The sequence below is a fragment of the Bradyrhizobium algeriense genome (genome assembly GCF_036924595.1).
Taxonomy (GTDB): Bacteria; Pseudomonadota; Alphaproteobacteria; order Rhizobiales; family Xanthobacteraceae; genus Bradyrhizobium; species Bradyrhizobium algeriense.
In genome coordinates, this window is sequence record NZ_JAZHRV010000001.1 from 1864304 (window position 1) to 1879659 (window position 15356).

A 15356-nucleotide genomic window follows, 5' to 3' on the forward strand; every position below is an offset into this window, starting at 1 on the left:
TGCGCTTGCGGGGGCAGGATGCGAAATCCGGTTCGTCTGTTCACTTTCATCGTTGCCATCCTCTGCGCGGGTATCCCGCTTCCAACTTCCGCCTGGGAGCACTGGGGCGGCGATCGCGGCGGAACGCGGTTTTCGCCGCTCAACCAGATCACGCCTGATAATGTCGGCAATCTGGTTCGCGCCTGGGAGTTTCGCACCGGCGATCTCGACACCCGCGCGCCCGAGGTTATGAAGCGGACCAAGTTTCAGGCCACGCCGCTCTTGGTCGAAGACAGCCTGATCTTCTGCTCGCCATTCAACGAAGTCATTGCGCTCGATCCCGGCAGCGGCGCGCAGAAGTGGCGGTACGATCCGAAGATCTCGACCAATCAACGCCCGGCCAACCGTTACAATTGCCGTGGCGTCGCCTATTGGGTCGACGACAAGGCGGCCGGAACGGCCGCCTGCCGCGTACGAATTTTCACGGGCACCAACGACGCGCGGGTGATCGCGATCGACGCCAGGTCCGGCATTCCCTGCGCCGATTTCGGCGCCAATGGCGAGATCAAGGTCGAGACCGGCATGCCGCTGGATTGGCCCGGCGAATTCCAGATCACGTCGGCCCCCGTCATTATCCGCGACACCGTCATCGTCGGTTCTGCGATCGCGGACAACCGCCGTGTCGAGGCGCCCCCCGGCATGGTGCGCGCCTTCGATGCACGAACCGGGCGTCCGCGCTGGAGTTTCGATCCGCTGGTGCATAGCGGCGTCGTGGCCGGCCACGCCAATGTCTGGGCGCCGATGTCGGTGGACGAGGAACGCGGCCTGGTGTTCTTGCCGACGTCCTCGCCGAGTCCGGACTTCTGGGGCGGCAAGCGGCCCGGTAACAACGACTACGCCAATTCGGTGGTGGCGCTGCGCGCCGAGTCCGGCGAGCGGGCCTGGTCGTATCAGACCGTGCATCACGATGTCTGGGATTACGACTTGTCGGCGCAGCCGACGTTGTCGCGCATCGATACCGGGGAGGGCCTGCGCGACGTCGTGATCCAGCCGACCAAGCAGGGATTTGTGTTCGTGCTCGACCGCGATACCGGCAAGCCGGTGTGGCCTGTGGAAGAGCGCGCGGTGCCGCAGGGCGGCGCCGAAGGCGAGCAGCTCTCGCCGACGCAGCCGTTTCCGACCCATGTGCCGCCGCTGCTGTCGCAGCAGATTTCGGCCGACGACGTGTTCGGCCTGATTCCGTTCTGGGATAGCGGGGCCTGCCGCGCGAAGGTCGCGTCGGCGCGCAATGACGGAATTTACACGCCGCCGTCGACGCAGGGCACCGTGGTGTTTCCGATGACCGGCGGCGGCGTGAACTGGGGTGGTGCTGCCTTCGATCCCGTCAACCAGATCCTTTACGCCAACATTTCGCGCGCGATCCATATCGTCAAACTGATTCCGCGTGAGGCCACGCAAGGGTTCGAGCCGCCGCCCGGGCACGATTTCGGACGGCAGCAGGGCGCGCCGTTTGCGATGACGCGCGCTGTCGCCACGTCGCCCCTGGGCCTGTTGTGCAACAAGCCGCCCTGGGGCGAGATGGTCGCGGTCGATCTGAAGGCGGGCAAGATTCTCTGGCGTTCGCGCGTGGGCACCACCGAGGACCGCGCGCCGCTCGGCATCGCCTTTCCGTTCGGCACGCCGCTCGTCAACGGCGTTGCGATCACCGCCGGCGGTCTCGTCTTCACCGGCGCGATGGATGCGTATCTGCGCGCCTTCGACGCGCGATCGGGGCAGGAGCTGTGGCAGGGCCGGCTGCCGGTGCCGGGTGTTGCCAATCCCATGACCTATCAGTGGAAGGGCGAGCAATATGTCGCGATCGGCGCCGGCGGTCATTCGGAGTCGGGCACGACCATCGGCGACAGCGTGGTGGCATTCCGCCTGGCGCGGCCGGGCGAAACGCCCTCGCTGCGCTCGCGCACCATCGACCGGCCGGGCGGGCGATTCATGAGCGGAGCGATCGCGGTTGGCTTTGTGATCGTGATGATGGCGATGTTGGTCTGGCGCTGGCGGCGGAGCAGGGTGGGGAGGGCGTGAGCGGACCATCGTCGTTGCGAGCGAAGCGAGGCAATACACTCTTCCTTTGCGGCGGCATGGATTGCTTCGCTGCGCTCGCAATGACGGTTGACATACCTTCGTATTCTCGCGGCGCATTGCGTGCGGCAGTCCCGGATTTCGCTTTCGCTCCATCCGGGCCACGGCGCCTTCGGGACTACAGCATCGCGAACGCGCTCGAGACCATCGCCACCGGCTTGTTGTCGGTGGCGGAAAGAAGCGTGACGCGGCCAAAACTCATGGTGCGCCCGAGGCGGACCACGCGCGCGTCCGCCAGCACGTCGGAGGCCGAGACCGCGCGCATGAAATGCGTGGTCTGGTCGACCGTGGTCATGGCCCGGTAGCCGCGGTTGGCGGCGAGGTTGGCGATCACCATCGCGGTGTCGGCAAAGGCCATCAGCGCCTGGCCCGAGACCGTGCCGCCATTGCGGCACAGCCGCTCCGAGAACGGCAGGCGCAAGATCGCGCCCGGCTGCCAGTCGGCGGCGTCGCCTGGTGGGGCACTGTCGAAGCGCTCGATCACAAGATTGAGATCCATCACCCAAGGTGCAAAGACCTCGCCAAGCACCCGCCTGGCTTCCGCGATGCCGAATTCCGTTGCTTGTGGCTGTTGTTGCATGAACGCCCGTTTCCTCGCCCGACATTTTGTTGCCGGCGCATTGTAGTGGCCATTGCGGCCAAGGGAACAGGCGCGGTGGGCCACAAATACGGCACGAAATCCTGCGAATCGGCGTCGAACCAGAGACTGGGGCCCCATGCTTGGCGAGGCGGTTGAGCCGGTGGTATCCTTGCCGGAAACGCAAAGTCAGCGTCCCAAAGGAGAGCTTCATGAGAATGCTGAGCGCGGCCGCGGTGGTGGTGTTGTTGACGGTGCCGGCCTACGCGCAGAGCCCGAACATCAACCTGATGCCGGAATTCCAGTCCAAATCGCCGGAGGAGAAGGAGGCGGATGCGATCAAGGACAAAGCCTATCGGGAATCCTTGAAGAAGATACCCGACGCCAAGGCCTCTTCCGATCCCTGGGGCACCGTGCGCAGCACGGACACGCCCAAGGCCGCAGCGGCGCCCAAGAAGAGCAAGACCGGCAGCAACAACCAGTAACTGTCTCGCGACAGCGGCGAGTAGGATTCGTTCGCCGCAACCCCTATATTCGACCTGTCGTCCTGTGTCTGGAGTTACGACATGGTCTTTCGTCCGCGCGATCTCGCGAGCCGGATGGGCGGCCGGCGCAAGCCGGACGACGGCTATTTGCGCGAGACTTTTACACTGCCGCGCGACAAGGCCAGAGCGCGGGCGCGCGACTTTCTCGACCGCTATCCCAAGGCGGCCTATATGAGCTCAGTCGAAAGCTGGCGCGAGCTGCCCGATGGCGACATCGAATTCACGATGCGCCGGCTTGCCAGCGCCGATTAGAGCAATCGGTCCACGAAATCACCAACACCTCGATTTTTGCCGAATTCCGATAACTCGGTATTCAGGTATTCCGCCTAGGATTTCTCCGCGCAGGAGAAATCATGACGAGAGACCGCAAAGACCTTGGTGCCCGCAAGTTCGTTCGGGTCGATTTGCGCAAGCCGGGATTCCTGATTCCGGCGCCGGATGCGCCATGGATCCAGTGCTACATCCTCGACATTTCCGATAACGGCGCCTGCCTGGATGTGGGCGACCTCGCTGTTCCCAAAGTGTTCGGCCTTTCCCTCACGGCGGGCGGCGGGGTGCTTCGGGTATGCACGTTGGTCTGGCGCAGGGGCGAGATGGTTGGCGTCCGATTCATCTCCGCCCGGGAGCTGCGAAAGGGCGCCGCGCCGGCCGGTGAAGCGGATGCCGTTACCAAGAAGGCGGACGCCTGAATTTAGCTCGCTTCCTGATCGGCGTCCTGCAGCGTCTCCGCTACCAGGCGAATCCGGAATACCGGCTTCCTGGATTCATCCAGCAATTCCATCTGCCACTCGGCGTTTTCGGAGAGTTGGCGGGAAATGTCCGCGATCATGTCGCCGCAGACGCCGGTCATTTCCTTCCAGGCGGCGTTATGATCCGCAAACTCCGCGCCGTCGTTGTTGACGCATGCATCCACGCCATGTCGAACGCTGAAGAAGAAGATCGGCATGGCAATGGACCAAACGTCAAATGGGCCGCCGTTGGCCCTGAGAATGCGCAAGTGCAGGCGGAGTGGATTCCTGGCGCGCGGAAAGATCAACTCCGGGTTTTTACGGGCCCATGCCTGTTACCGTGCATATGCGCTACATCATGATGTATCTGTAACATTATGTAATTACTTAAGATTTCACGGGCGGGCGGCTGACGCAAGGATCCGACGAAGCGGGCTAATCCCGTTCGGCTTTTTTCAGCTCCCGATCGATCCGAAGCTGGACCCGCCGGATGGCCAGCAGATTGAGCTTGGCTTCGGTCTTGCCCGCGATGACCTGGTCGCCGATGCGGAATTGCCATTTCCAAATGCCCGGAGCGACCGCCGTCACGGTGAATTCAACACCCTTGTAGACCATAGAAAAATCCCGCCGCGGCCCCAACCGCTTCAAATCCATACTTATCACCTAAAATTGCAAGAAATAAACGATGCAACTGTACGAGATTTGATCAGGCGCCAGCCAGACGCCTGCGAAGAAACGGAGAGGAGCCGGGAATAACCCCACGGCCCCGATCAGGACACCAGTTGGTGCGCCGCGTGCTTCAGTTCGCGATCGATTCTTAACTCGACGCGGCGCATGCCAGCAAGGCAAGGCTCGCCTCGATCTTACCCGACCTGACCAGGTCGCCAATCCGAAATTGCCATTTCCAGAAGCCCGGGGTCTCCGACTTGGTGAGCGTATATTCTACGCCTTTGTGGTTCATGAAAATCTCCCGCACTCCTCCGCGATAACGGCAGCGGAACCACAAAGTTCCATATTCCATCTGCTGACATTTGCCGCGCTCCGGCGCGGCAGAAGTCCTGGCGCTGTATGCGTTCCAACCCCGCAGGCGCGTCCGAATTCCCCCGCCGGCCCCGCTTGCGCGCCGCTAAAAAGCACTGCGCCGCGCAAGCGGAGTATGGTCGCTTGGCGGCGCAGGCCTATTCCCCGAGTGATGCAATGTCCCAGGCAAGGTTTTGTCTGGATGGTGAGAAAAAGGTTCAACGCGCTGGGGGCGAATTTGCCGAGCAATTTGCGCGCTGAAACGGGGCCCTTGCGGCAGACGTATCTGCTCGCGAGGGCGGGGGTGGTCCTCCAGATTTTCCCCGCCGTCGGCGACCTCGCTGCATAGCCCCATGCGGCGGGGTCGTTTGGCTGGGGCGACCGCGCTTGCAGGGAAAGGCCGCTGCTGCCGGCGCCTATTCCTGGCGCGTCGGATAAGGCTGCCGCGGCGGCATATGGGGTCTGGAGGGCGCGTCCGGCCGGACCGGCTGCGGCACCCGCGAGGGCTCCGGGGTGCGGCTGAGGCTCAAGCGCCGTGTGAGGAGATGGGCGCCATGCTGCTGAACCATCGGCAGGGTGGGGGCGGGGGTGAAGGCAACCTGTATGTGCATGCAGCAAGGCATAGCGTGCGCGTCTTGACGGCCGGTTCAAATGAAACTGCAAGCACGCCTAAAATTGTAAGCGATGTCGCCCAAGGGCCACCGAAGGGGCGTCCAAGGCATGAGACGTCGCAAGGCATGATTTGCAGATCGACCAATAAACGATGAGACCGCCGGTTCGGCGGCCTCATCGCGAGAGCTAGCTTTCCGGCTGCTCTACGTCAGGCGGCCGGGGGCTGGCGTCCGGCGCCTCTTCACTCCTGGCCGAAAGGTCGGCGGCCTTGTCGAGAAAGCCCGCGGCGACGTCCGGATCCGTGGTGGCCATTGCAAATTTCAAAAAGGTTGCCGCTTGTTCCGTTAGATATTTTTTACCCGGCACAATTCTGGTTCCCCGTTAAACTACCCGTCGTCGCTCCTGATGCGATTACGCACTGCGGCGGAATCCGTTCCGGCGGAAAAGTACAAAAATGGACTCAAGACGGCGGGGATATGGAGCGCTCGCCATGTTCGCGCCGGGCCTTGAAGGGCGGGCGTTCCGAGCCGAGCTGCCGATTTCGGCATCGTGTCGGCCCATCCGCGGAAATATGCCGAGCCCTGCGCGCCGGGTCACTTCCGTATGGTTACGTAGCTGGAGCCGTGCGGCTGGAAAAACATCAAAAAATAAGCCGCCCTGTTGGGCGGCTTTATTAGTCTAACCATTTTGATGATCCATCTCGAAGGATGGTCCGCTACGGCTATTAGCGATCGATGACAGTCTTGTTACAGGCCCTGCCTAACTGTGAAGTCCGCCCTTGTAGACGGGAATTTGTAATTCTGCTGCCCGCTCCTGCCGTTCCTTCCTGGAAAATTCACGCTCGCGCTGCTCGAAGGCGGCCAGTTCCTTTTGCGCCGTCTCAAGAAAACGGTCGCGTGGTGTTATTGCCAATTGAGTGTGTCCCGTCATTTACGCACCCCGTCGATTGACCCCAAGGCTCGATGATACTTAAGCCCGCGGACCGCGGGAAGGTCCGCTGCCCGTAAAATTACGGAATTATGAAAGTTGGGAAGCTGGCAAGTTTGCTTGGGGCACCAGGGGCCAAATTTCACGTGTCCAAGGTACCGGCTGAAATAGGCCCGCTCGCAAAGACAGGCCTGAACGAAAAAGGCCGCCTCAGTTGGCGGCCTCTAGACCTCCATCATGATCTAGTTTTTGCTTGTCCCCGCTTGACGCACTCATTGATTTTATTGTCCATAACTTCGACCTCGGCGTTAGCAGGTATATTGCAGTGACTGGTCGGGCTAAGCGGGAGCGCCATCCGGCAATCAGGCCCCTTCATTTCCGCGCGGACGGCGGAGCGGCATTGATATCCCTGCGACTCCGCCAGAGCGGCTCCATTCGAAGCTGCGAAAGCCATACAGATTGCTGAACCTGCAATGGAGAGACTTCACGGGCGTTGCCTCTATCTTGCTGTGAGGCAGTGAAGGCTAAGCTCAAAATCAAATTAGGCCACTGTTAACTTCAAAACCGGCCACCAGCGGTTGAAACAGGCCATTGCCATCTCCGGGAAAAGAACATATTGCGAACATAGAACAAACGTGGTACGAAATTCCTATACGCCAACGAATCCAGAAATCGAATCCTAAAACCTTCCATCGCCCGTTTGTCCCGCTCGCGAATCCCCGCCATAAGGAGCACGTATTATGTCCGCCACTGCCCTGCGTATCGTTGAAGGATCCTCCATGGATAAGACCAAGGCCCTGTCTGCCGCGCTCTCCCAGATCGAGCGCCAGTTCGGCAAGGGCTCGGTGATGAAGCTGGGCAAGAACGACCGCTCGATGGATATCGAGACCATTTCATCGGGCTCGCTCGGGCTCGATATCGCGCTCGGCGTAGGCGGGTTGCCAAAGGGGCGCGTGGTCGAGATCTACGGGCCGGAATCTTCAGGCAAGACCACGCTGGCGCTGCACACGGTGGCGGAAGGGCAGAAGAAGGGCGGCATCTGCGCCTTCATCGACGCCGAACACGCGCTCGATCCGGTCTATGCGCGCAAGCTCGGCGTCAACATCGACGAGCTCTTGATCTCGCAGCCCGATACCGGCGAGCAGGCGCTGGAAATCTGCGACACGCTGGTGCGCTCCGGCGCGGTTGACGTGCTGGTGGTGGATTCGGTGGCGGCGCTGGTGCCGAAGGCCGAACTCGAGGGCGAGATGGGCGACGCGCTGCCGGGGTTGCAGGCGCGGCTGATGAGCCAGGCGCTGCGCAAGCTCACCGCCTCGATCAACAAGTCCAACACCATGGTGATCTTCATCAACCAGATCCGCATGAAGATCGGGGTGATGTACGGCTCGCCGGAAACCACCACCGGCGGCAATGCGCTGAAATTTTACGCCTCCGTCCGCCTCGACATCCGCCGCATCGGCGCGATCAAGGAGCGCGACGAAGTGGTCGGCAACACCACCCGCGTCAAGGTGGTGAAGAACAAGCTGGCGCCGCCCTTCAAGCAGGTCGAGTTCGACATCATGTATGGCGAGGGCGTCTCCAAGATGGGCGAAATTCTCGATCTCGGCGTCAAGGCCGGCATCGTAGAAAAGTCCGGCGCCTGGTTCTCCTATGACAGCCAGCGGCTGGGCCAGGGACGCGAGAACTCGAAAACCTTCCTCAAGGCCAATCCCGACATGGTCGCCAAGATCGAGATGGCGATCCGCCAGAACTCCGGCCTGATCGCCGAGCAGATCCTCGCCGGTCCCGCTGAGCGCGACGCCGACGGCGAAGAGCCGGCGGAAGAGTAAGTTTCCGACGCTTCAGGCCGATAAGGTTTGAAACGCGACAGACGGGTGCTGCGGACGTTGAGTTGCCGACGTCTTCAGCGCCCGTTTTGTTTGGTAATTCTGCGTGCGCAGGTGATTGGCTCATGAGGCGTCTGATCCTAACCAGTTCGTCCGGATTTGGTCTTCTTGGTTCGGGCCTTGCCGAATTTGTCATCCACTTTTGCTATCGCTTCGCGTGGGGGCAGTTGCCGTCCCCGGACGAGCTTTCGTCCTATCTCGGAACGCGTTCGGAGGAACAGCGTTCGGGGGATCACTGGTCGGACTATGGCCGCCGGGGGCCTGCCGACGACGAGGAAAGACAAGACCTCAGCCTTGTCGAATTCTGCGAGGCCTACGACACGATCGAACTGTGGTTCGACCCGCATCCTAACGACCAGTTGCAACTGGTCTGGCTGCTCGATTACTTCCAGTCTCATCCGGAGATTGCAGCGAAGCTGGTTTTTCGCCTTGTTGACTTTGATTTGCTTGGCGTGCGCGCGGAGGAGTTTCGCAGGCTTGAGGTGTTCGATTTGTCCGTTACGGAGGCGGAATTGAACACGGCAAGCCGGAGCTGGCAGGCGTATTGTTCGCCGACGCCCGAAGCCTGCTTCGATCTGCTTTCCAGCAATCTGAGCGCCTTGCCGCTGCTAAGACCGGCCATGGTCGAACTGCTCGAAGAGCTGCCCTCCGGCGTGACCGGGCTCGGCGCAACTGAAATGCGGATACTGGAGATGTTGGCGTGGGGATTTGCGAATACCAATCCGCTGTTTCATCTGCGGACTATCCGCGGCACGCGCATCTTCGGCGAATGGGAATGCGGCTATTTGCTCGATGGGCTGGCGTTCGGGCGCAAACCGGCCGTGGCGGGCCTTGACGAGGGGCTGCGCACACTTTTGCGGGAAAACCTCAGGGATCGCCATGAGGCCTACTTACGCAGCCGCCTGTCGCTTACCGAGTTCGGCAAGGCTGTTGTCGCCCACAAGGAAGACTTCAGCCGGCACAATCCAATCGACCGCTGGTGGGGCGGCACGCATTTGACCAACGATAATCTGTGGCGCTGGAATCCGGCGCTGACCAAGCCCTTCTGCAGGCAGTCTGAACGAGGCGTACCGTGACGCGTTTGATCCTGACGTCAGATTCCTCAAGTGCGGGCTGCGTTGTAACGGCCGGTCTTGCCGATCTGGCTGTCGCCATCGAGCTTCGGATGGTTTGGGGGGCGCCGCGTTCCGATGCGGAGCTTGCAGCATTTTTGGAGGCAAGGACAACGCAAGGGCCGGACTCGCATTGGCTCTATTCTTTGCCCCGGCAGCGCCGTCAGAAATCCGGCTTCAAGGATCTCGGGTTGATCGAGGCTTGCGAACGTTGCGAAACGGTCGAGCTCTGGATGGAAACCGAGCCGAATGCCCAACTAGTCCTGATCTGGCTGCTGAATTATCTCGGCCCACAGGCGAAAACATTAAACATTATCTTGCGACATTTGGATGCCTCTCTCGGCGAGACAGAACCGGCGCGTCTCGCCGAATTGAGGTTTCCGGGTGTTGCGATCAACGACCATCATATCGAGATCGCAAGCCTTGCGTGGCAGGCCTTCCGGGCACCCACGCCACGCGCGTGGTTCAACCTGCTGAGCAAGGATCTGAGCATCTTGCCGCAGCTTCGGCGATGCGTTCTGGAAATGCTCGATGAGCTTCCCGGTCGCGCAACCGGGCTTGGCGCGTCCGAACTGCGAATTCTGGAATTGATCGCGGCCGGTTACGTGCATCCGTTCGAGGTATTTCCTCATTTCAAGCAGCGCTTTCAGCGCCGCGTGTTCGGCTATTGGGAAGCTGGTGCTCTCCTGGAAAGGCTTGCGCTGGCCCCGGTGCCGGCCGTGTCAGGCCTCGCGGAATGGCCGTTCACGCTGGAGATGCACGATGAGCATGAGCGATACGAGCGATATAAGGAAAGCCGGCTATCGCTCACCGCGCTCGGCAAGGCAATTTTGGCCGGCAACGAAGATTTCAGCCAGCATAACCCGATCGATCGCTGGTGGGGCGGCACGCACCTGACCAACGACCGGCTGTGGCGCTGGGACCCTGTATTGCTCGTGCCGTAGCGGCGTGGCCGTAGGATGGGTAGAGCGCAGCGAAACCCATCATCGTGGCGCACCCGCGGTGATGACCATGATGGGTTTCGCTTCGCGCTACCCATCCTACAAGAGCATCACTCCGCGGCCTGCGCGTAGTCCGCCACCGGCGGGCACGAACACACCAGGTTGCGGTCGCCATAGACGTTGTCGACGCGGCCGACCGGGCTCCAATATTTGTCCGTGCGCGAGACGCCGTCGGGGAAACAACCCTTGGCTCGGCTATAGGCGCGGCTCCATGCATCATCGGCGATGTCGTGCACGGTGTGCGGGGCATGGCGCAGCGGCGAGGCTTCGACCTTCCAGCGGCCAGCCTCGATCTCCGTGATCTCGCTTCGGATCGCGATCATGGCATCGCAAAAACGATCCAGCTCCGCCTTGGATTCCGATTCGGTCGGCTCGATCATCAGCGTGCCCGGCACCGGAAAACTCATGGTGGGCGCATGGAAGCCGTAGTCGATCAGGCGTTTGGCGATGTCGTCGACGGTGACACCGCTCGTGGTCTTGAGCGGGCGCGGATCGACGATGCATTCATGCGCGACGCGACCCTTGGCATTCTTGTAGAGCACCGGGAAATGCGGATCGAGCCGGCTTGCGATGTAGTTGGCGTTCAGGATTGCGATCTCGGTGGCGCGCGTGAGGCCTTCGCCGCCCATCAACAAAATGTAGATGTAGGAGATGGTCAGGATCGACGCTGAGCCTGCCGGCGCCGCCGACACCGGTCCTACGGAAGCCGCCACCGCGCCGTCGGTGGCGGGATGGCCGGGCAGATACGGCGCAAGGTGCGCCTTCACGCCGATCGGGCCCATGCCGGGGCCGCCGCCGCCATGCGGGATGCAGAAGGTCTTGTGCAGGTTGAGATGCGAGACGTCGGCGCCGTAATCGCCGGGGCGCGAGAGACCGACCTGCGCGTTCATGTTGGCGCCGTCGAGATAGACCTGGCCGCCGTGGCCGTGAACGATCTCGCAGATATCGCGGATATGCTCCTCGAACACGCCATGCGTCGAGGGATAGGTGATCATCACGGCGGCGAGATTTTTGGAATGCTTCTCCGCCTTGGCGCGGAGGTCGTCGACGTCGACGTCGCCGCGCGCGTCGCACGCGGTCACCACCACCTCCATGCCGACCATATGTGCGGAGGCAGGGTTGGTGCCGTGTGCAGAGGAGGGGATCAGGCACACCTTGCGGTGCGGCTCGCCGCGCGCGACATGATAGGCGCGGATCGCGAGCAGCCCGGCATATTCGCCCTGCGCGCCGGAATTCGGCTGCAGCGAGACCGCGTCATAGCCGGTGATGTCGCACAGCGCTTTCTCCAGCCGTCTGAACAACACATGATAGCCTTTGGCCTGCTCGGATGGCGCGAACGGATGCAGACTGCCGAACTCGGGCCACGTCAACGGAATCATCTCCGTGGTCGCGTTCAGCTTCATGGTGCACGAGCCCAGCGGGATCATCGCGCGGTCGAGCGCGAGGTCGCGGTCACTGAGCTTGCGCATGTAGCGCAACAGCTCGGTCTCGGAGCGGTGCGCATGGAACACGGGATGGACAAGGAACGCGCTGTCGCGCTTCAGTCCCGCCGGCAGCGTCTCGCGCGCGCCGACCTCGATGTCGGCATAGCTCAGCTTGCCGCCGAACGCGCGCCACACCGCCTCGACGGTCGCCTGTGTCGTAGTCTCGTCCAGCGCGATGCCGAGCCGGCCTTCACCGATGCGCAGATTGATCGCTTCAGTATGCGCCCGGACGACGATCTCGCCCTGTCGGCTACCCACATCCACCGTCACGGTGTCGAAGAACGCCTCGCTCTTCAATGCAAAGCCAAGCTTGCGCAAGCCCGCCGCCAGCACCGCCGCGCGCCGGTGCACATTGCGCGCGATATGCGTCAGCCCTTCGGGGCCATGATAAACCGCGTACATCGAGGCGATCACCGCCAGCAGCACCTGCGCGGTGCAGATGTTGGAGGTGGCCTTTTCGCGGCGGATGTGCTGCTCGCGGGTCTGCAGCGCCAGCCGATAGGCCGGCAGCCCCCTCGAATCCACCGACAGGCCGACGATGCGGCCGGGCAGCGAACGCTTCAGCGCGTCGCGCACCGACATATAGGCCGCGTGCGGGCCGCCATAGCCCATCGGCACGCCAAAGCGCTGCGCCGATCCGATGGCGATGTCGGCGCCGAGTTCGCCGGGCGAGGCGATCAGCGTCAGCGCCAGCAGGTCGGCGGCGACGACGGCAAGCGCGCCCTTGACGCGCAGCGTATTGATCGCCGGCCTGAGGTCGCGCACCGCGCCTGACGTCCCCGGATACTGCAAGAGGCCGCCGAACACCTCGGCCTTGTCGAGATCGGTGAGGGGATCGCCGACGATCAGATTCCACCCCAAGGGCTCGGCGCGGGTGCGCAGCACGGCGAGCGTCTGCGGATGCACTTCCGCGTCGACGAAGAATGATTTTGCTTTGGCCTGCGCGGCGCGTTCGGCGAGCGCCATCGCTTCGGCCGCGGCGGTGGCCTCATCGAGCAGCGAGGCGTTGGCGACGTCGAGCCCGGTGAGGTCGCAGATCATGGTCTGGAAATTGAACAGCGCTTCCAGCCGGCCCTGGCTGATCTCCGGCTGATACGGCGTGTAGGCCGTGTACCAGGCCGGGTTCTCCAGAATGTTGCGCTGGATCACCGCGGGCAGGATGGTGCCGGAATAGCCTTGGCCGATCAGCGAGGTGAACACCTGGTTTTGCGCGGCGAGCTCGCGCATATGCGAAAGCACCTCGGTTTCGCTGAACGCCGGGCCGAGATCGAGCGGCGCCTTCTGCCGGATCGACGCCGGTAGCGTTTGGCTCATCAGCTCGTTAAGGCTTTTCGCGCCGACGGTCTCCAGCATCGCACTGATGTCGCGGGGCGAGGGGCCGATATGCCGGCGCACGAAATCGGTGGCGGCTTCGGCGGTCGTTTTCAGCGGCGCGTTCATGGCGTGCTTTCCTTAAGCCGTATGTGCCTTGTAAGCGGCCTCATCCATCAGGCCGCCGAGTTCGCTCTTGTCCGCAATCCTGAGCTTGAAGAACCACGCCTTGCCGGCGGCGTCGGAATTCACCAGCGCGGGTTCGGCGGCGAGCGCCTCGTTGACTTCGAGCACTTCGCCCGAGATCGGCGCATAGACGTCGGAGGCGGCCTTGACCGATTCGACCACGGCGGCGGCTTCGGCCTTTTTCAGGGCGCGGCCGACCTTGGGCAGTTCGACGAACACGACGTCGCCGAGCTGCGACTGCGCATAGTCGGTGACCCCGATGGTGGCGACATCGCCCTCGATGCGGAGCCATTCGTGGTCTGAGGTGAACAACGTCGTCATGAAACTTCCTCTGGCGTTTGAATCAGCGTTTGCAGAACTAGCGTTTGTAGGTGTTGGGAACGAAAGGCATGGCCGCGACCTGCAGCGGCAGGCGCTGGCCGCGCACTTCGGCGAAAACCTGCGTGCCGTCGGCGGACAACGATGTCGGCAGGTAGCCCATCGCAACCGGCGCATTGAGGCTTGGGCCAAAACCGCCCGACGTGACCTTGCCGATCGGGTCGCTTGAGGCGGCGTCGGCAAACAGCAGCGCACCTTCGCGCACCGGCGCGCGGCCCTCGGGCCGCAAGCCGACGCGGCGGCGCGACGCGCCTTTTTCAAATTGCGAAAGGATTTTTTCGGCGCCGGGGAATCCGCCGGCGCGGGCGCCGCCGGTGCGACGGCTCTTCTGCACCGACCATTCCAGCGCGCCCTCGACCGGCGTCGTCGTGGTGTCGATGTCGTGGCCATAAAGACAAAGCCCGGCTTCCAGCCGCAGGCTGTCGCGCGCGCCAAGGCCAATCGGCAGCACGTCCTGATTATCCAGCAGCGCCGCGACCAGCGTCTCGGCGTGCTCGGCCGGAACCGAAATCTCAAACCCGTCCTCGCCGGTATAACCGGAGCGCGAGACGAAGCAGTCGAAGCCTAAGACCTTCCGCGGCCCGGTATCCATGAACCGCATCGCGGTCACGTCTGCACAAAATTTGGCCAGCACCGATTCCGCTTTCGGCCCCTGCAGCGCGATCAGGCCGCGGTCGGCCAGCGAATCGACGACGCAGGTCTCGGAGAGATGCGCGCGCAGATGCGCTTCGTCCTCGGCCTTGCAGGCGGCGTTGACGACCAGAAACAGATGGTCGCCGAAATTCGCCACCATCAGATCGTCGAGGAGGCCGCCGTCTTCATTGGTGAACTGCGCGTAGCGCTGCCGTCCCGGTGCAACCGCCACGATGTCCTGCGGCACCAACCGCTCCAGCGCCAGCGCCGCATCGGCGACCTGGCCTGATTTGGGACGCAGCGCGAGCTGGCCCATATGCGAGACATCGAACAGGCCGGCGCTCGCGCGTGTATGCAGATGCTCCCTGAGCACGCCGGAGGCGTATTGCACCGGCATCTCATAGCCCGCGAAGGGAACCATCTTACCGCCGCGCGCAACATGGAGCGCGTGCAACGGGGTGCGTTTCAGGTGAGATTCGTCGCGTGCCAGCATCCAGGGACCCTCAGGGGTTCCGGGGACCAGCCCCCGAAAACCCGAAAGAAAGCCCCATCTGTCGCTGTGCCTGAGAGTATTATCCCGTCGGCGGACGCCCTGGGCCAAAGCCGCCCGGCGTCACTTTCCAGATGCTAGTTCGTCACGCGGTTCGTTTGCCTGAGAGTTTCCGGGGCGGTTGCTCCTTCGGCGCCGGCGCTAAAGCCGATCTCTCCCGACGTGACGTCTTACAGATAGGAGGGAAACACAGCCCTGCCAAGCCTGTCAACGCAGCCGCAGCATTATCAACGGGACTTGCGCGCCTATCTTGTGTGCTGCGGCAAGCCCATGATCCGCCTGCACAGTTTCTGG

General features: G+C 62.6%; 16 protein-coding genes and 1 riboswitch. Of the genes, 7 read left to right on the top strand and 9 right to left on the bottom strand.

Going from position 1 to position 15356, the window contains the following annotated elements:
• Nucleotides 1–18: 18 nt before the first annotated feature.
• Nucleotides 19–2055 (top strand): pyrroloquinoline quinone-dependent dehydrogenase, encoded by a 2037-nt coding sequence (locus V1286_RS08990; protein WP_334478993.1) that lies wholly within the window; start codon nt 19–21, stop codon nt 2053–2055.
• Nucleotides 2056–2230: 175 nt separating this feature from the next.
• Here the strand turns inward: V1286_RS08990 and V1286_RS08995 are convergent, their stop codons facing one another.
• Entirely contained in the window at nt 2231–2692 is a 462-nt protein-coding gene (locus V1286_RS08995) for a PaaI family thioesterase (protein WP_334478995.1), read from the bottom strand.
• A gap of 209 nt (nt 2693–2901) precedes the next feature.
• On the opposite strand from V1286_RS08995, the gene V1286_RS09000 reads away from it, so the two are divergent.
• From V1286_RS09000 to V1286_RS09010, 3 genes are all read left to right on the top strand, one after another.
• Nucleotides 2902–3174: a hypothetical protein gene (locus tag V1286_RS09000; RefSeq protein WP_334478997.1), complete on the top strand. Its 273-nt coding sequence runs from the start codon at nt 2902–2904 to the stop codon at nt 3172–3174.
• Between the two features lie 81 nt (nt 3175–3255).
• Complete coding sequence (locus V1286_RS09005; protein WP_334478999.1) at nt 3256–3486, top strand: hypothetical protein; 231 nt, start codon at nt 3256–3258, stop codon at nt 3484–3486.
• Between the two features lie 101 nt (nt 3487–3587).
• Nucleotides 3588–3923: a PilZ domain-containing protein gene (locus tag V1286_RS09010; protein WP_334479000.1), complete on the top strand. Its 336-nt coding sequence runs from the start codon at nt 3588–3590 to the stop codon at nt 3921–3923.
• A gap of 2 nt (nt 3924–3925) precedes the next feature.
• On the opposite strand, the gene V1286_RS09015 is transcribed toward V1286_RS09010, so the two are convergent.
• From V1286_RS09015 to V1286_RS09035, 5 genes are all read right to left on the bottom strand, one after another.
• Nucleotides 3926–4180: a DUF6894 family protein gene (locus V1286_RS09015; protein ID WP_334479001.1), complete on the bottom strand. Its 255-nt coding sequence runs from the start codon at nt 4178–4180 to the stop codon at nt 3926–3928.
• A 217-nt stretch (nt 4181–4397) separates the two neighbouring features.
• On the bottom strand, nt 4398–4577 hold the full coding sequence (locus V1286_RS09020; RefSeq protein WP_108519708.1) for a hypothetical protein: 180 nt from the start codon (nt 4575–4577) through the stop codon (nt 4398–4400).
• Between the two features lie 202 nt (nt 4578–4779).
• Nucleotides 4780–4923, bottom strand: a complete 144-nt coding sequence (locus V1286_RS09025; RefSeq protein ID WP_334479002.1) for a hypothetical protein — start codon at nt 4921–4923, stop codon at nt 4780–4782.
• Between the two features lie 857 nt (nt 4924–5780).
• Nucleotides 5781–5960, bottom strand: a complete 180-nt coding sequence (locus tag V1286_RS09030) for a hypothetical protein (protein ID WP_108519705.1) — start codon at nt 5958–5960, stop codon at nt 5781–5783.
• Between the two features lie 393 nt (nt 5961–6353).
• Nucleotides 6354–6524: a hypothetical protein gene (locus V1286_RS09035; RefSeq protein WP_190242003.1), complete on the bottom strand. Its 171-nt coding sequence runs from the start codon at nt 6522–6524 to the stop codon at nt 6354–6356.
• Nucleotides 6525–7261: 737 nt separating this feature from the next.
• Between V1286_RS09035 and recA the strand changes: the two genes are divergently transcribed.
• From recA to V1286_RS09050, 3 genes are all read left to right on the top strand, one after another.
• Nucleotides 7262–8350, top strand: a complete 1089-nt coding sequence (gene recA / locus V1286_RS09040) for a recombinase RecA (RefSeq protein WP_334479004.1) — start codon at nt 7262–7264, stop codon at nt 8348–8350.
• Between the two features lie 62 nt (nt 8351–8412).
• Nucleotides 8413–9483 (top strand): hypothetical protein, encoded by a 1071-nt coding sequence (locus V1286_RS09045; RefSeq protein WP_334479006.1) that lies wholly within the window; start codon nt 8413–8415, stop codon nt 9481–9483.
• Entirely contained in the window at nt 9480–10463 is a 984-nt protein-coding gene (locus V1286_RS09050; protein ID WP_334479008.1) for a hypothetical protein, read from the top strand. Before V1286_RS09045 ends, V1286_RS09050 begins: the two co-directional genes overlap by 4 nt.
• A 107-nt stretch (nt 10464–10570) precedes the next feature.
• Here the strand turns inward: V1286_RS09050 and gcvP are convergent, their stop codons facing one another.
• From gcvP to gcvT, 3 genes are read right to left on the bottom strand one after another with little or no spacing between them, the layout of a single operon-like run.
• Complete coding sequence (gene gcvP, locus V1286_RS09055; RefSeq protein WP_334479009.1) at nt 10571–13444, bottom strand: aminomethyl-transferring glycine dehydrogenase; 2874 nt, start codon at nt 13442–13444, stop codon at nt 10571–10573.
• Between the two features lie 12 nt (nt 13445–13456).
• Nucleotides 13457–13822: a glycine cleavage system protein GcvH gene (gene gcvH, locus V1286_RS09060; RefSeq protein WP_334479011.1), complete on the bottom strand. Its 366-nt coding sequence runs from the start codon at nt 13820–13822 to the stop codon at nt 13457–13459.
• A gap of 37 nt (nt 13823–13859) precedes the next feature.
• Nucleotides 13860–15005, bottom strand: a complete 1146-nt coding sequence (gene gcvT, locus V1286_RS09065; RefSeq protein WP_334479013.1) for a glycine cleavage system aminomethyltransferase GcvT — start codon at nt 15003–15005, stop codon at nt 13860–13862.
• Between the two features lie 137 nt (nt 15006–15142).
• A riboswitch (glycine riboswitch) is annotated at nt 15143–15233 on the bottom strand.
• Between the last annotated feature and the right edge of the window lie 123 nt (nt 15234–15356).

Bases quoted from the DNA above. Each gene is read 5' to 3' on its own strand.
- V1286_RS08990 (WP_334478993.1), top strand. From the start codon at position 19: ATGCGAAATCCGGTTCGTCTGTTCACTTTCATCGTTGCCATCCTCTGC.
- V1286_RS08995 (WP_334478995.1), bottom strand. From the start codon at position 2,692: ATGCAACAACAGCCACAAGCAACGGAATTCGGCATCGCGGAAGCCAGG.
- V1286_RS09000 (WP_334478997.1), top strand. From the start codon at position 2,902: ATGAGAATGCTGAGCGCGGCCGCGGTGGTGGTGTTGTTGACGGTGCCG.
- V1286_RS09005 (WP_334478999.1), top strand. From the start codon at position 3,256: ATGGTCTTTCGTCCGCGCGATCTCGCGAGCCGGATGGGCGGCCGGCGC.
- V1286_RS09010 (WP_334479000.1), top strand. From the start codon at position 3,588: ATGACGAGAGACCGCAAAGACCTTGGTGCCCGCAAGTTCGTTCGGGTC.
- V1286_RS09015 (WP_334479001.1), bottom strand. From the start codon at position 4,180: ATGCCGATCTTCTTCTTCAGCGTTCGACATGGCGTGGATGCATGCGTC.
- V1286_RS09020 (WP_108519708.1), bottom strand. From the start codon at position 4,577: ATGGTCTACAAGGGTGTTGAATTCACCGTGACGGCGGTCGCTCCGGGC.
- V1286_RS09025 (WP_334479002.1), bottom strand. From the start codon at position 4,923: ATGAACCACAAAGGCGTAGAATATACGCTCACCAAGTCGGAGACCCCG.
- V1286_RS09035 (WP_190242003.1), bottom strand. From the start codon at position 6,524: ATGACGGGACACACTCAATTGGCAATAACACCACGCGACCGTTTTCTT.
- recA (WP_334479004.1), top strand. From the start codon at position 7,262: ATGTCCGCCACTGCCCTGCGTATCGTTGAAGGATCCTCCATGGATAAG.
- gcvP (WP_334479009.1), bottom strand. From the start codon at position 13,444: ATGAACGCGCCGCTGAAAACGACCGCCGAAGCCGCCACCGATTTCGTG.
- gcvH (WP_334479011.1), bottom strand. From the start codon at position 13,822: ATGACGACGTTGTTCACCTCAGACCACGAATGGCTCCGCATCGAGGGC.
- gcvT (WP_334479013.1), bottom strand. From the start codon at position 15,005: ATGCTGGCACGCGACGAATCTCACCTGAAACGCACCCCGTTGCACGCG.